17 protein-coding genes and 1 pseudogene are annotated in these 14541 nt (G+C 65.1%); 6 read left to right on the top strand and 12 right to left on the bottom strand.

Annotation, left to right across the window (positions count from 1 at the left end; all coding sequences use genetic code 11):
- Window positions 1-59 precede the first annotated feature (59 nt).
- Window positions 60-1223: an epoxide hydrolase family protein gene (locus tag ON40_RS16535; protein ID WP_040823374.1), complete on the bottom strand. Its 1164-nt coding sequence runs from the start codon at window positions 1221-1223 to the stop codon at window positions 60-62.
- Between the two features lie 343 nt (window positions 1224-1566).
- On the opposite strand from ON40_RS16535, the gene ON40_RS16530 reads away from it, so the two are divergent.
- Entirely contained in the window at window positions 1567-3153 is a 1587-nt protein-coding gene (locus ON40_RS16530; protein ID WP_040823371.1) for a GMC family oxidoreductase, read from the top strand.
- A gap of 412 nt (window positions 3154-3565) precedes the next feature.
- Window positions 3566-5188, top strand: coding sequence for a hypothetical protein (locus ON40_RS16525; protein WP_085997734.1), 1623 nt, complete (start codon window positions 3566-3568; stop codon window positions 5186-5188).
- A gap of 13 nt (window positions 5189-5201) precedes the next feature.
- Here the strand turns inward: ON40_RS16525 and ON40_RS16520 are convergent, their stop codons facing one another.
- A complete protein-coding gene (locus tag ON40_RS16520) occupies window positions 5202-5510 on the bottom strand; it encodes a hypothetical protein (RefSeq protein ID WP_040823368.1) in 309 nt (102 codons plus the stop codon).
- A gap of 141 nt (window positions 5511-5651) precedes the next feature.
- A pseudogene (locus ON40_RS51865) lies at window positions 5652-5846 on the bottom strand (MmyB family transcriptional regulator); the annotation flags it as partial.
- 113 nt (window positions 5847-5959) lie between these two features.
- Here ON40_RS51865 and ON40_RS16515 point away from each other — a divergent pair.
- Window positions 5960-6604 carry an enoyl-CoA hydratase-related protein gene (locus ON40_RS16515; RefSeq protein ID WP_051193169.1) on the top strand — a complete coding sequence of 215 codons (645 nt, stop codon included), beginning with the start codon at window positions 5960-5962 and terminating at the stop codon, window positions 6602-6604.
- Window positions 6605-6717: 113 nt separating this feature from the next.
- Here the strand turns inward: ON40_RS16515 and ON40_RS16510 are convergent, their stop codons facing one another.
- Together ON40_RS16510 and ON40_RS16505 are read right to left on the bottom strand one after the other, a co-directional pair.
- Window positions 6718-7116, bottom strand: coding sequence for a PPOX class F420-dependent oxidoreductase (locus ON40_RS16510; protein ID WP_040823367.1), 399 nt, complete (start codon window positions 7114-7116; stop codon window positions 6718-6720).
- Window positions 7117-7189: 73 nt separating this feature from the next.
- Window positions 7190-7666, bottom strand: coding sequence for a hypothetical protein (locus tag ON40_RS16505; RefSeq protein WP_040823365.1), 477 nt, complete (start codon window positions 7664-7666; stop codon window positions 7190-7192).
- 321 nt (window positions 7667-7987) lie between these two features.
- On the opposite strand from ON40_RS16505, the gene ON40_RS16500 reads away from it, so the two are divergent.
- Both ON40_RS16500 and ON40_RS16495 read left to right on the top strand, forming a co-directional pair.
- The gene (locus ON40_RS16500; protein ID WP_245567830.1) at window positions 7988-9268 is read left to right on the top strand and encodes an FAD-dependent monooxygenase; all 1281 of its coding nucleotides are present in this window, start codon (window positions 7988-7990) and stop codon (window positions 9266-9268) included.
- 141 nt (window positions 9269-9409) lie between these two features.
- Window positions 9410-9895, top strand: coding sequence for a DinB family protein (locus tag ON40_RS16495; RefSeq protein WP_040823362.1), 486 nt, complete (start codon window positions 9410-9412; stop codon window positions 9893-9895).
- A gap of 12 nt (window positions 9896-9907) precedes the next feature.
- On the opposite strand, the gene ON40_RS16490 is transcribed toward ON40_RS16495, so the two are convergent.
- Both ON40_RS16490 and ON40_RS16485 read right to left on the bottom strand, forming a co-directional pair.
- A complete protein-coding gene (locus ON40_RS16490; protein WP_040823361.1) occupies window positions 9908-10714 on the bottom strand; it encodes an endo alpha-1,4 polygalactosaminidase in 807 nt (268 codons plus the stop codon).
- Between the two features lie 15 nt (window positions 10715-10729).
- Window positions 10730-11152 (bottom strand): PaaI family thioesterase, encoded by a 423-nt coding sequence (locus ON40_RS16485; protein WP_040823360.1) that lies wholly within the window; start codon window positions 11150-11152, stop codon window positions 10730-10732.
- 65 nt (window positions 11153-11217) lie between these two features.
- Here ON40_RS16485 and ON40_RS16480 point away from each other — a divergent pair, with 65 nt between their 5' ends.
- Entirely contained in the window at window positions 11218-11865 is a 648-nt protein-coding gene (locus ON40_RS16480) for a TetR/AcrR family transcriptional regulator (protein ID WP_063713016.1), read from the top strand.
- A gap of 104 nt (window positions 11866-11969) precedes the next feature.
- Here the strand turns inward: ON40_RS16480 and ON40_RS16475 are convergent, their stop codons facing one another.
- The 5 genes from ON40_RS16475 to ON40_RS56065 form a co-directional block, all read right to left on the bottom strand.
- Complete coding sequence (locus tag ON40_RS16475; RefSeq protein ID WP_040823357.1) at window positions 11970-12500, bottom strand: class IV adenylate cyclase; 531 nt, start codon at window positions 12498-12500, stop codon at window positions 11970-11972.
- A 62-nt stretch (window positions 12501-12562) separates the two neighbouring features.
- Entirely contained in the window at window positions 12563-12991 is a 429-nt protein-coding gene (locus ON40_RS16470) for a hypothetical protein (RefSeq protein ID WP_040823355.1), read from the bottom strand.
- Entirely contained in the window at window positions 12988-13464 is a 477-nt protein-coding gene (locus ON40_RS16465) for a DUF7674 family protein (RefSeq protein WP_040823353.1), read from the bottom strand. Before ON40_RS16465 ends, ON40_RS16470 begins: the two co-directional genes overlap by 4 nt.
- 38 nt (window positions 13465-13502) lie before the next feature.
- Window positions 13503-14066 (bottom strand): class IV adenylate cyclase, encoded by a 564-nt coding sequence (gene cyaB / locus ON40_RS16460; protein ID WP_040823351.1) that lies wholly within the window; start codon window positions 14064-14066, stop codon window positions 13503-13505.
- Window positions 14067-14444: a WXG100 family type VII secretion target gene (locus tag ON40_RS56065; protein WP_083895680.1), complete on the bottom strand. Its 378-nt coding sequence runs from the start codon at window positions 14442-14444 to the stop codon at window positions 14067-14069.
- Between the last annotated feature and the right edge of the window lie 97 nt (window positions 14445-14541).

The following is a 14541-nucleotide window of genomic DNA, read 5'->3' as shown; positions in this document are numbered from 1 at the left end:
ATCGGCTCCCGTCGGATCCGGGTGTAGCCGCGCCGCAGACGTCCGGCAACCGGTGGAAATCAGGTGCGGTAAGGGCGGAAGAAGGTGCGCAGTTCCTCCGCGTAGAACTCGGGCTCTTCGAGCGGCGCGAAATGCCCGCCGCGCGGGGCCTGGGTGAACCGTGCGAGGTTGGTGGTGCGCTCCAACCACGTCCGCGGCGCCCGGCTGATGTTGCCGGGGAACAGCGTGAAGCCGGAGGGGACCTCGACCCGGCGGGCTTGCTGCGCGGCCGGGATCTCGCCGTTCGCACGATACATCCGCATCGACGAGCCGATCGTTTCGGTGAGCCAGTAGATCGTGACGTTGGTGAGGATCTCGTCCATGGTGAAGGACCGCGAGATGTCGCCGCCGCAGTCACTCCAACCCCGCAACTTCTCGACGATCCACGCGGCGAGCCCCGCCGGGGAGTCGGTGAGCCCGACTGCCGCGGTCTGCGGTTTGGTGCGATGCATCGATATGTAGGCGCCCTCGGCCGTGCCCCAGGCTGCCATGTCCGCCATCCAGGTGCGCTCCTCGGGCGTCAGGTCGGTGGGGTCTCCCGAGTAGACCGGCACCCCCGCGTCCATGCGGTGGACGGCCGTGACTCGTTCGGGGTGGTTCAGCGCGAGGAAGTTGCTCACCGAGCTGCCGATGTCGCCGCCGACAGCGCCGAATCGCCGGTAGCCGAGGCCGTCCAGCAGCCGGGCCCACAGATCCGCGACGGCGATCGAATCGAGCGGCGGGCCGGTAGGACGGTCGGAGTACCCGTAGCCGGGCATGTCGGGCACGACCACGTCGAACGCGTCGGCGGGATCGCCGCCGTGCGCTCCGGGGTCGGTCAGTAGCGGTATGACTTTCGTGTAGCGCCAGAACGAGTCCGGCCAGCCGTGGCAGAGCGCCAGCGGCAGCACCGGGCCGACCGGATTGACGGCCCGAGCGTGCACGTAGTGAATGCCGAGCCCGTCGAGCCGGGCGCGGAAGTGCGGGAATTCGGACAGTGCCTTCTCCTGGGCTGCCCAGTCGAAGCCGTCGGCCCAGTAGGCGACCAGCTCGCGGAGGTAGGCGAGATCCGTGCCGAGTGACCAGCCGACGTCCTCGGGCGCGTCCGGCCAGCGCGTGGCCCGCAGCCGGGCGCCCAGGTCCGCGAGCGCCTCGGGGGAGGACCGGATGGTGAACGGCTCAGCAACGAACGCGGATTCGGGCACGGCTACCTCACTCCTGTGGCGTGCAGTACCGCGCGAGGCGGCACCATCGGCCCCGCCCGCGGGCTTGTCGCTCGTGATTGACCAGGGGTTCCAGGCCATCGCGGGGCAATATCTATTGGTCAGTATATACCAAGACATATATGAGGGCTGATCATGATGCGATGAACTCGCTCGCCGCATGCTCGCCACCGTCGAATTCGGTTGAGCGCCTTCACTCGAGCGGTTGGCGGGCAAGCGCTGTCGCCGCGAGCGTCGGCGAAATCGCACCGCCCGGCGTGGCGCATTCCCGCCGCGATGATGGTGAATCTCTCGTATCTTCTCACCAGGCGTACGAAAGGCGGCGATGGTGACCGAAGATGTCGGTGCGGATTATGTGATCGTGGGCTCGGGGTCGGCGGGAGCGGTGCTCGCGGCGCGACTGAGTGCGGATCCGAAGCGGTCGGTGGTGGTGCTGGAAGCCGGTAAGGCGGACAAGGACAAGTTCATTCGCATACCCGCCGGTTTCGCCAAACTGTTCCAGGGCGATTACGACTGGAACTATGCCACCGAACCGCAGCCGGGGCTGGACGGACGGTCGGTGTACTGGCCGCGCGGCAAGACCTTCGGCGGCTCCTCGTCGATGAACGCCATGATGTGGGTGCGCGGATTCGAGGCCGATTACGACGACTGGGAGCGGGCCGCCGGGCCCGACTGGGGATTCGCTTCGGCGGTAGAGCATTTCCGCACCATCGAGAACGTCGAGGGGTCCGCTCGCGACGATCACGGCATCGCCGGACCGCTGCACGTCTCCCACCAGCGCAGCCCGCGCTCGTCCACGTCGGTATTCCTGCGGGCGGTCGCCGAACGCGGCCACACCGTGGAGGAGCCGAATCTTCCTGAGCCCCAGGGCTTCACGCGGACCATGGTGACCCAGCGCGGTGGCCGCCGCTGGAGCACCGCCGACGGATATCTGCGTCCGGCGATGAAGCGCGACAACCTCACCGTGCTCGCCGAGGCGACCGCGACCCGGGTGCTGTTCGACGGGAATCGTGCTGTGGGCGTGGAGTATTCACACCGCGGATCGCTGCGGACGATCACCGCGCGCAAGGAGGTCATCCTGTGCGGCGGCGCGATCAACACTCCGCAACTGCTGATGCTCTCCGGCATCGGCGACCGCGCCCAGCTCGACGAACACGGGATCGAGGTGCGTGCGCACGCCCCCGAGGTCGGCGCCAATCTGCAGGACCACCTCACCGCGGCGCTGGGATACCGCGTGGATTCCGATTCGCTGTTCGACGCCGAGAAACCGGTCCAGCTGCTGAACTATCTGCTGCGTCATCGCGGCATGCTCACCTCCAATGTCGGTGAGGCATACGGATTCATCCGCAGCTCGGCCGAACTCGAATATCCCGACCTGGAGCTGGTCTTCGCTCCGGCGCCGTTCTTCCACGAGGGTCTCGCGGATCCCACCGAACACGCCGTCGTCCTGGCCGCGGTGCTGCTGCGCCCGCACAGCCGCGGCACGATCACGCTCGCCTCGAAAGATCCGCTGGCCAAGCCGCTGATCGACCCGAAGTATCTCAGCGACGACAGAGACCGCACCGCACTCATGGCCGGTCTGAAGGCATGCTCCGAACTGGCCGATACCGCCGCGATGCGAGAGGTGCTGCGCGGCCTGTGCTACCCGCCGGACGCGCCCGGCGCACCGGAGTCGGAGGAGACCCGGGCCAAGACCCTCAACGGCTACTCCCACACCCTCTACCACCCGGCCGGCACCTGCCGGATGGGTTCGGATGAGGGCAGTGTGGTCGATCCGCAGCTGCGAGTGCGCGGCGTCGAGGGCTTGCGAGTAGCCGATGCGTCGATCATGCCGGTCCTGGTGCGTGGACACACTCACGCCCCGACGATGTTCATCGGTTCGCAGGCCGCCGAATTGCTCACTGCCGAATAACTTTTCGCGAATCGGAGGCGATCGGCGCTTGCCGATCGCCTCGGCTCGTCGGACACCCACCCGGAGAACGGAATTCGGAAGGCCGGCGGGTGATGAACACCACATGCAGTGCCCGCGGATTGCCGGGAGCGGAACGGTTTTCCGGCCGACACCGGCGCGAACGGCGCGGGCATCGGCCGTGCCGCTGTTGGTGACAACCAAATTGACAGCTGCCCAACTGTGCATCAGGATCAATCGGAGTCCATGGACAATCGCCAGTGGACGAAGGCTGTTGCCTTCCCTGGCAACAGCTTTCGAACGTGGGTTCTGACGAATGATCGAGGTAGTGACATCTCGGCCGCAAACTTCCGCCGGGGTGTCGGAAGATGTGCGGCACGGGCGTGGCCGGTCGGGGTGGGCAGCGTTTGCCGCGGTGTTGAGCGGCGTGGCGTTGCTGGCATGGCGGGCGGCGCAGTACGGCAACTGGGTGGTGGACGATGCGGGAATCACGTTCGCCTACGCGCGCAGCGTCGCCGCAGGTCTGGGGCCGGTGCTGCAGCCCGGGGCGGAACCCGTCGAGGGGTTTTCCGATCCCACGTGGCTGCTGGTGCTCGTGGTGGGCAAATGGTGCCATCTGTTCGACTCCGGCTCTGTTTTCGGCATCCCGGACTTCGTCCTGTATCCGAAGGCGATCGGGCTGCTCTGCTGTGCCGGAATCCTCGTCGCCTGTCACTTTGCCGCGCGACGGGTGACGCGGTGGCCCGCGCTGGTCACGCTCGTCACCGCCGTTGTGCTGGCGTTGATTCCGTCGTTCGTGATCTGGTGTTTCTCCGGTCTGGAGAACGCACTGTTCGCGCTGAGCGTATGTGTTCTCGCCGTTCGCCTGTTTCTGGCGGTGTTGGATGAGCGGTTGTGGACCCCGGTGGTGGCGGTGACAGCCGGGGCGCTGGCGGCGTTCGCGGCGTTGACTCGGCCCGACGGTCTGATCTACTTGGCCGCATACCCGTTGGTTTCGGTACTTCTGGTTCGGCGTGCCACCTGGCTCACCGCACCTCGCCATGTGCTGTATTCCGTTGGGGCATTTGCGATTCCGTTCGGTGCGTATCTGGTGTGGCGGATCAGCGAGTTCGGTCGGCTCGTGGCGAATACGGCGGTCGCCAAGCACCAGTCGACGCCGACCGTGCACGATCTGACCAGGGGCATGGACCTGGTGCACTATGCGGGCACGCCGGCGGTTGTCGCGGGCGTCGGAGTGGTCGGGCTCGCCCTCGCCTGGGCGAGTAAGCGACGTGAAAGCCTTGTCGCCCTGTTGGTTCCGCTGGCGCTGGCGATCCTTTCCTACTGCGTGCTGCGCCCGGATTGGATGGCGCAGTTCCGGTTCGCCACACCGGTGTGGGCTCTGGCCGCATTCGTCGTCGTGATCTCCGCGGCGGAGGTGCTGGCCGTGCTGGGCAGGCGGGGCCGGGCACTGGTCGCGCTGGTCCTGGTCGCCGCGCTGATCCCGTCCGGTGTCGCATGGGCGGGCAATGCCGAGACCTATCGCGGCAATTCCGATGTGCCACTGTGCTGGATCGCGCTTCGATTCGGGCGTTACTTCAACGGCTACGCCGACATCCTGAGGCTGGACAAGGGCACATTGCTCGCGCCCGACATGGGCGGAAGTTCGCTGACATCGCGGCTCCGGCTGATCGATATGGCCGGACTCACCGACGCGCGGATCGCGGACATCCACGCCGGTAAGGCCGATATCAGCATGGCCGACTACGTATTCGAGGACCTCGAGCCCACTTTCGTGCACAGCCATGGAATTTGGATGCACAACGGGCTCACCATCGATCCACGGATGTCCCGCGACTACTACCGAATCCAGCAGTCCCAGGACACTTCGAGCCCCGACGAGGATTGGGTCCGCAAAGACGTCGTGCACAGTGACCGGCAACTCCAGCAACTGCGTGAGTATTCGAGCGATGTCCTTCCGCACCTGTTGCCCGACTACCAGAAGACGGGGGAGTGCGGAACGGTACTGCGACCGGGCCAGACCGTGAACGGCCGCTGATTTCGAGTGGCCGTCACCCCCACTCGATCTCGCCGAGGGCGCGGTCCATCCGCTCCGCCAGAAGCAGGAATCCTTCGCCCCACCCGCTGCTGATCGAGATCTCCTGGACCGCTCCGGTCGGTGCGAACAACAGCGATATCTGTCGCGTGGTGGCTGAATCGGGACCTGGTGGCGAGATCCTTCGGATCAGGTCGCGAAGTTCGGTGATCACCTGCGCGGGCTCGTCATGGCCCGACCAGGAGACGTCGGTATCCGGCAGCGCAACCACATCGATCGCCGTCTCCAGTATCCGCACGACCTCGTCGCGATCGATGCGATCCATGAGCCCGACCTCCGTTGTCGAAACGATTGAATCACGGAGAGCGCCTGATGGTTTGGCTGAGGTCGATAGTCGCCCGGGTCGTACAGGAGGTCGTCGAGGACAGTGCTGCGGACCTGGCTTGCAGGGTGTATCGCTCGGTGGTTATCGGCCGGTCGTCTCGATGGGGGTGGCGAGGCCGGCCAGCAGGCGCAGGGAGTTCGCGGTCCGGCTGGCGCGCTCGGCGTGGTCGACGACGAGTTGTTGTCCGGGTGAGCTTTTGATGTCCAATGCCTGGTAGGTCATCTCCAGCCGCCCGACGGCGGGGTGCTCGAAGCGTTTGGCCTCGACGGCGCGGTGTGACTGGGTGTGGCACTCCTACCCGCGACACGATCTGTTGCCGTCCTCGTGGTCCTCGGAGAGTGGAGGCATGCCATCAGGCATTCGAGTTCCATTGTCAGAGTGAGGAATCCGTGTCCGACGAATTCACGACCCTGCGAATCACGCAGGGCGGCGGCGTTGCCCGCGTGACGTTCGACAATCCGCCGATCAACCTGTTCGAGCCGGTCATGATCGCAGACTTCCGGCGGCTGCTCGACCGGCTCGCCACCGACCGCGACATCCGCGTCGTGGTGTTCTCCAGTGCCAACCCCGACTTTTTGATCGGGCACGCCGATCTCAACCTGTTCCTCGGTTCGGCAGCGAACATTCCGCCGAAACCTGTGAAGCTCAACGCATTACAGGCGCTGTTCGAGGATCTGCGCACCCTGCCCCAGGCGACCATCGCGGTGTTGGAGGGCCGCGCGTCCGGGGCGGGCACCGAGTTCCTCACCTCGTGTGACATGACGTTCGCCGCTCGCGGCCGGGCGGTGCTGAGTCAGTTCGAGGTCGCGGTGGGTGTGCTGCCGGGGGCGACCGGTTCCCAACGCCTGCCGAGGCTGCTCGGTAGGTCTCGCGCGCTCGAGATGATCCTCGGCGGTTACGCCCTGCATGCCGGGGCCACCGAGGAGGAGCTGAAGGAGATCGTCTACCTCACCACCATCCCGGGCGGCTTCCCCCGCGCGATCCAAGCCTCACAAGCGGTCACCGAGCTCCTCGCCTCCCGCCGACCGGCATGAGAATAAGCCCGGAGCCGCTCGGTTGAGCGGCTCCGGGCTTCTCCCGTCAGGAGACAGATCGCGAAGTGCTTGTGATCCATTGCCTTTCGCGACGAATCGCCTAGGTTGCTCGACTATTCGGCGCCGCGACTGGTGAAGTCGAAGGAGCCGCCGTCGATGCCCCAGGAGATGATCCGGTCGGGGCGAATGCGGATGACCGCGCGTTCCTGAGGCGGGAACGGCGGCTCCTCGTCATCGAGCGCCTCGGCCGTGCCGCGTACCTCGATGCCGCGAATCACATACGGCTCCAAGGAAACCTGTTGGTCGACGACGAACGACACCCGGCTGCCCGCCTCGACATTGCGAAACTTGCGACTGGCCCGCATCCGCATGCCTCCGATGTCGATCGTGCCGTCGGCGTTCACCCGATAGCTGGTCGGGTTGTTCTGCACGACGCCGTCGGGCGACACCGTGGCCAGCCGACCGATCCCGGCCTCCGCGAGGAACTGCTGTTCATTGGTGGTGAAGGTCATGTCGATTACTCCTCGGTGAATTCGATATCAGGTGTGTCCCGGCGATCAGCCGGAAGTTGTGGGTACTCGGAGATCAGAACAGGATCAGTGCTGCGCACAGTCCGGCGATGGCAATGAACTGCAGGGTGACCCGGTACTTCAGAATGCTGTCCCACTTGTCCTGCAGCGCACGGGCATTGGCCGGAATGATACCGCTCTGCGCAGCGGCGGTCTGCTGGGTATTGATCGGCTTGGCGATGCGGACGTAGAAGGCGAGCCAGGTCAGCAGCGCCGCCACGGTGATCCCCGCCGCGACAGCGGCCCCGGTTTGCCCGGCCAACAGCGCGATCAGCAGCGTGAGCACCGCGGTGACCACACCGCCCGCACCGAACACCGGCATGCGTCGATCGCCGTAGTAGTGACCCCATCCCGCACTCACGGTCACGGTCGCATCGTCGAGTTTGCGGTATACGGACCGGGTGATCAAGGCACAGGAGATATCGGTGCCATAGACGACGGCATTAGCGAGAACGGCGATGGCGGCGATGATCTGGCCGGTGACAACGAGCATTTCGGTTTCCCTTTCCGGAAATCTAGCAGCGCTAGAAACTAGAGCAACGGTAACACCTGCGCGCAAGCTTGTCTAGCGTTGCTAGATTTCCGATCGCTGCCGCGGGATCCCGCTCGGATCACTCAACCGCACATGCTCGTTCCGGCCCAGCGGGCGTTGTCGCCCGGGAAGCCGAGTTCGGGGTGTTCGCGGGAGCGTCCACGCGATTTCGGCTGTACCGATGAATTCTGCGTGGATCCGTAGTCGATACCGCTGAATGCACCGACAGCGGTGGGCCTGTGCTGGGAGGTTCCGGCGCGGGAGAAATACAGGGAGGCAATGATGGGCGTCGACGACTCCGAGATCCGGACGGGTGAGCAGGGGGAGCGGGTGAACGGTCCCCGCGTGTTGGTGGCGGGCGCGAGCATCGCGGGACCCGCGCTGGCCCACTGGCTGCGTCGGCGCGGAGCCGAGGTGACAGTGGTGGAGCGGGCTCCCGAACTGCGTCCGGGCGGTCAGGCGGTGGATGCGCGCGGGGTGGCCAAGGATGTCATCGTGCGCATGGGGCTGGACGCGGCGGTGCGCGCGGCCTGCACCGACACCGCCGGCGCGTGCACCGTGGACGCGGACGGGAAAGTGCTGGAGACCTTCGCTGTCGAAGACGACGGTGGCGACGGGTTCATCGCGGAGATCGAGATCCTGCGCGGGGACCTCGCCCGGGTGCTCTACGAGGACACCCGCGATGGTGTCGAGTACATCTTCGGCGACCGGATCGCCGAGCTCACCCAGGACGCGGACGGGGTCGACGTCGTCTTCGCGGGCGGCGACCGGCGGCGCTTCGAACTGGTGATCGGGGCGGATGGGCTGCATTCGTCGCTGCGAGCCATGGTCTTCGGGCCGCACGAGCAGTTTCTCCGCCACCTCGGACACGTGCTGGCCTTCTACAGTGTGCCCAACGAGTTCGGGCTGGACCGCTGGCTGCTCGAGTACCAGGAGTCCGGGCGTTCGGCCCTCCTGCGCCCCATTCAGGACGCCACCCGGGCGATGTCCATGTTCTACTTCGCCGCGGCCGACTTCGACGTCGACTACCGTGACGTCGCGGCCCAGAAGGTCCTGCTGCGTGAGCGGATGGCGGGCCTGGGCTGGTTGACCCCGGACATCCTCGCGCATCTGGACGACACTCCGGACTTCTACCTGGACCAGGTCGCCCAGGTGGTGATGGACCGCTGGTCGAGTGGACGGGTCGGGCTGCTCGGGGACGCGGCGTTCAGCTCGTCGCCGATGTCCGGGCAGGGCACCGGCCTGGCCTTGGTCGGCGCCTACCTGCTGGCCGGAGAACTGGCCGCCGCCGATTGGGATCCGGACGCCGGGTTCGCCGCCTACGAGAAGCGGATGCGCTCGTTCGTCGAGGCCAACCAGGAGATCGGCCGGTTGAACGCCCGCAGCCGCGAGCTCCCCGGGCCGGACGCCGAGCCGATCCCCGATTTCACCGGCGAATGGTTCACCGAGCTGGTCGGGCGCGCGATCAACGGCGTCGAGCTGCCCGACTACGCGGGCGTGCCGGACTCCGGAGCCCCGGCCGGATCGCCCATCACGCCGCGACCCGAGCAGCGGGTCAGCTGAGTCGGGGATGGTTGCCGCCGCGAGGCACCACAGGGTCGACGAGGCCGCATTTTGTCAGAACAGCAATATTTCGTGCCAGATCACGGTGCACCGGATGAGACTGGCGCACCGTCCGACCCTCACCCCGCGAAGGAAACCACTGTGCCAACCATCAAGCGCCGCAACGACACTCCACCACCCCGGACCGGCGGCAGCGAGGCCGAGGTGCTGCGCGGCTTTCTCGATTATCTGCGGGCCTCGATCGTCGCGAAGATCGAGGACGCCCCGGAACCGCAGGTACGAACGGCCGCGGTGCCTTCGGGCACCAATCTGCTCGGCCTGCTCCGGCATCTCACGTTCGTCGAGCGCTCGATATTTCTCGGGGACCCGGTCACCAACTGGCAGAAGACGTTCCACGCCGCACCGACCGACGCCGTGACCGACGTCGTGGCCCGCTATCGCGAGGCAGTCGGGCAAGCCAACGAAATCCTCGACCACTGCACCGATCTCGGCGCGCCGGTTCCGCGACCGGGCCGTCCCGCTCCCACCGTCCGCTGGGCACTCACGCACATGATCGAGGAGACCGGCCGCCACGCCGGCCACGCGGACATCCTCCGCGAACTGATCGACGGCACGACCGGCCGCTGACCTCATCCGGATTCAACATGTCCTGCGGACGTATTCGCTGTCGCCCGGCGCCGACACCTGCTTGTCGCGCTCGACGATGCTCAGACGATCCCCGAAACCCGAACATGCCTGGGCCAGACCGTCATCGGTGTATTCGACCACCTCCACGCGGTCGCTGAAGGCATCGGCGTAGTCGCCGCACTCGTCGTTCTCCGCGCACTCCTCGGCGACCGCGAAATCCAGCCCGTTCTGCCGGTGGTTGCCGGACAGTTCGGCGGTGTTCTTCTGCGCGATCGCCAGAGCTTTGTCGTGGGCGTGCGCCGACAACAACCGGATGTATTGCTGCGCCTCGTCCGCTGTGAGCAGGTTCTGCGATCGGGTGTAACTGTCGAAGTTGTCCGGCTCGACGCCCTGGAATCCCTTGTCGGCACACATATCGATCCAGCCGTTCACCGTGTCGGCGATTCGCTGTCGCTTGTCCGGGGTGGTCAGGTCGAGCAACGCCTCGTTCCAGCCGGGATCGATGACCACAGTGCCGTTCCCGTCGTGCAGCAACAGATTGTCGCCCCAGTCGCTCTCGGCGCCCGGCTGGGCCTGGAAGGCGTTCACATAACAGATGTTGTAGAGGCCGGCGACGGGTTCGGCCGTGTAGTCACGCGAAATGACAGTGGCTCCGGACGGCGGGCGGTATGCGGCGCCGATCTGATAATCGAAGCCGGCGTGCGGCGTCGGGACCCGCACATCCGAGGCCGTGAACCGCTGCCCGGTACATCCTGCCGCGACGACGCACGTCGCGACCACCACGGCAGCGGCAGGAACGCGAAAACGGTTGTGCCTCATGATGAATTCCTGGGATCACTCTTCTTTGGCTGCGGCGGCCGGCTGCGGGACGCGTGTCCGCACAGTTTGGATCACATGAACGCACAGCGCGCCGGACTCGTCCGCGATCTGCACGCCGACCACCACCGCGGTGCGGCTCACGCGTATCGGCGCGGCGACCGCATGCGCCGCTCCGTGGACCGGACGCAGGAAATGCGTCGTCGAATCGGTCGTCGCGGGCAGCGCCCCCGGGGCGGAATTGAGGGCGGCGCAGACTGCGGCGGCCGCGTCGGCCAACCCCATCAGGGCACCACCGTGCAGGCCACCCCCTGTTGTCGACAGTTCGACTTTGTGGGTCAGGCGGGCGGTGACCGCGGAGGGTGTGAGTTCGGAGAACTCCACTCCGAGAGTGCGGACGAACGGAGCGAGTCGGTAAACGTCCTCGGCGGTGATGGTCATGGCCGGCCTCTCCTCGTTGTAGAGACTTCACTCTACAACGAGTTCTGGAGAGTACTCTCTACAGCGTGGTGAGATTCGTACACGACACCGCGGCGATCCTCGACGCTGCCGCACGACTGCTGGCCACGCAGGGCCCCGCCGGGGTCACGATGTCCGCGGTGATCCGTGAATCCGGTGCACCGAGCGGATCGGTCTACCATCGCTTCGCCGACCGGCCGTCACTGCTGGCTGCCCTGTGGAACAGAGCCATCGAGCACCTGCACCGGGACGCCTACGTCCTGCTCGACCAGGACGATCCCGTCGAGGCGGCCGCCGCGATCGCCGGTCACATCGTGCGGTGGTGCCGGAGCAGCCCGCTCGACGCGCAGGTCCTGCTCGCCGGTGCCCACCACCTCGCTCCGCAGAACTGGCCCGCCGCCGCGCGCGAGGAGCGTGCGGCGGAAACGGCTCGATGGGATGCCGCCGTCCGCGCACTCGTGCACTCGTTACGCGACGCAACCGGATTGCCGACAGCGACGATCCTTCTCACCGTCGTCGACCTGCCCTACGCCGCGGTGCGGCGATATCTCACAGCCGACCGCCCGATACCGGCAGAACTCGACTTCCAGGTCCCCGCCATGGTCCGCACACTGCTGAACCGCCTGCCCTCCGCAGAGGACGCAGCCGCCGTCCGACAGGACTCCCAAGGGCTGCCACCAACGGCCGCGACCTAATGAATTATCAACCGCCCCTTCACATTCCGAACCGGTAAATCACGATGTCTGTGCCGGACCCGGTATTCACGTGCTGCCGCAACGTCCCTGGTCCAGAGAACTACTCAGAAACGAAGCTCGCGAACGGTGTTGAGGTCGATGCCGTGGCGGGCGTAGATCTTGATGGTGTTCTCGCCGGTGAGGTCGGATTCGCTGTAGCCGAGTTGGGCGGCGACTCGGAGCACGTCTTCCTTTGTGGCGGCTTCGATCTCGAGGTAGGGCGGGATGTGCGGCCAGGTGTCGATTTCGAGTTGTGCGCCGTCGAGGGTGAAGCTGATTCGACGGGTTTCCTGGTAGGACTTCGCCTTGAAGCCCATCAGCTCGAGAAGTTCGTTGGTGGTGGCGAAGTCGTCGACGCTCACCTCCACCTCGTTGGTGCCGTCGATGGCGTCGCTGGTGATGTGTTTGACGGCGAGTGTGGTGCTGTTTCCGTTGTCGCGCAGTCTGATCCACTTGGATTCGTCGCCGGGGGTGATGTCGTAGACGTAGCGGCGCATGAACCGTTGGCCGAGTTTGCGACCACCCTTGTCGATGATGTGGCGTTCGGTGGTCTCGGGGTCGATGTCGAGGATCTTGGCTTCGTGCTCGGTCGGCATGTTGGCTCCTGTCGGGGACTCTGGTGAATGTTATCGACCGCGCAAATGAACCATTCGGCAGATTACGGACGCCAGCCCCTACGGTTCATGCGTTCGAAGTAGGCATCGTCGGCTGCCTGGATCTCCTCCTCGGTCATCGGTCGCCGTGACGGCTCCGGATCGGTGCGATTGTTCCGTAATCGGTTGGCCTGCTGTTGGATTCGTGGGTCTGCGTTGCGCACGAGTCGTTCGACTTTGGTTCGTGCTTCGTTACGGGCTCTGCGATGGCAGTCCAACGGTGCGTTGGTCAGCTGCGTGTTGGTCCAGCGCATCGCGCCGGGTGCGATCTGCAGGTTCGTTATGTTGCCGCTGGCGTCGACTTCGACTGTCACGCCGCGTGTTTCGCTGCGACCTCGTACGGCTGACGCAGCCTTGCTCAATTGCCGACCGTTGCTGCGGATCTCGGCGATATTGCGTTCGAGGTGTTCCTCCCAATCGTCCAGGTAGCTCATGACCGCCTCAGTTTTCGGGCGATCTGCTTGACAACCTTTGGAATTGGTCGCTTCTCGCTCGCATCCGCATGGGCCTGACCGGTATAGATGCGGTAGTAGCGTGTCAGTTTCGGACCGAGTAATCGGACCACCTCCGGCTGGTCGTAGACATTTTCCACGAACGAGGTGGCGATCAGATCCGAGACCGCATTCTGTCCGTCGCCCCAGGCTTGTTCCAGCCGTGTGAGCAGAGGGTCCAGTCGCACGGCGGGATCAGCGTTCTCCCGTGCGGTGCGGCTGGTCCATCGAGCGATATCGGCCATGAGCAGGCTGGGCAGGATCTCGTCGTAGTCATGGATGTGCTCGGCGATCAGTGGGCGAATATCGGGTTCCAGTGTGCCGAGTCCTCGGATGAATGCCGCCAATTCCGGGCTGAGGCTGCGTGTCCAGGTGTGCAGCATCTCCAGGATTTCGTTATCGCTGTCTTCGCTCATGGTTCACCCAGTCCTCATGTAATTGAGTGGTTTCTGATTCACATCGATTGTTTGCGCGCTTCGGCGACCGCATCCGTGTACAGCTCCGTGGTCAACTCCCCCTTCGACACTCCAAGATCAGCCAGCACTGTCCGCAGATCGGCTAGTACCGCCTGGAGATCGTTTTCGGTTGCTTGTGTCTCCAGTTCGAGGAACGTACCGTCGATTTCAGGCACTGTCACGACTGTTGCCAGCAGATCGTGGCCCGCGCTGGCGAACCGGAAGTTCTCGCAGTGTTTTGTCAGTTCGATAACAGGTGCGTACCCGAGCCGTGTGATCATCTCCTCCAGCGGTTCTCGCTCGCTTACTACGGTCTCGAACTCGGGCTTGGAACCTGTCTCGGTGTCGACGGCGGAGTCCTTGAAGGTCAGTAGATGGCGAGTTCCGTTTGCGCCGCTGATGGTTCGCAGCCGGAACTCTTGTCCAGCTCGGCCGAGGTTGTTGTCTTCGGTGTCGAAATAGACATCCCGGTATGATTCACTTTCCGACTGGGCCAGGTCTCTCAATTTTGCTCGAACCGCATCGGGTTTCGTAAGCCTCGCCTTGTACTCTGCTTCGATCATCTATCCGGCTCCAATTGCTTCAGACGATTCGGGTAGCGCTCGATAATGCTTGCTCAAAGGTGCTGACGATCGCGTGATGTAGAACGCCTTGGTCGACATGGAGTTCGGTGACGCGGTTCTCGATCGCCCATAGGCGGCCGAATGCAGCGCCCCCGCTTCACGTTCCAGGGCTGCGATCACTTCGCGTGCGCCCTGCTCCCAATCGGACCACGCGTCCTGGTGAGATCCAGCCGCTGGTCCTGTCCACTCACTACCGATGAACCCGTGCACCTGACGCATCAGCTGGGTGAGATCGTCGCTGAATTCACGTGCCGATGACGTGAGCCAATCCGCCGCGGCGTGCACGTCGGCGGGCTGGACACCTACCCGATCTGCCATAGTTCCTCCCCTGCACGGGTACTACCGTGTCGGTGCGAATATCGGCTGCCCAGTTGAGAGTTCCCCGCTGTGCCCCTCTGAACACATTCGCGCAGTG

Source organism: Nocardia jiangxiensis NBRC 101359, assembly GCF_000308615.1.
Taxonomy (GTDB): domain Bacteria; phylum Actinomycetota; class Actinomycetes; order Mycobacteriales; family Mycobacteriaceae; genus Nocardia; species Nocardia jiangxiensis.
This window is presented reverse-complemented; position numbering and strand designations above follow the sequence as displayed.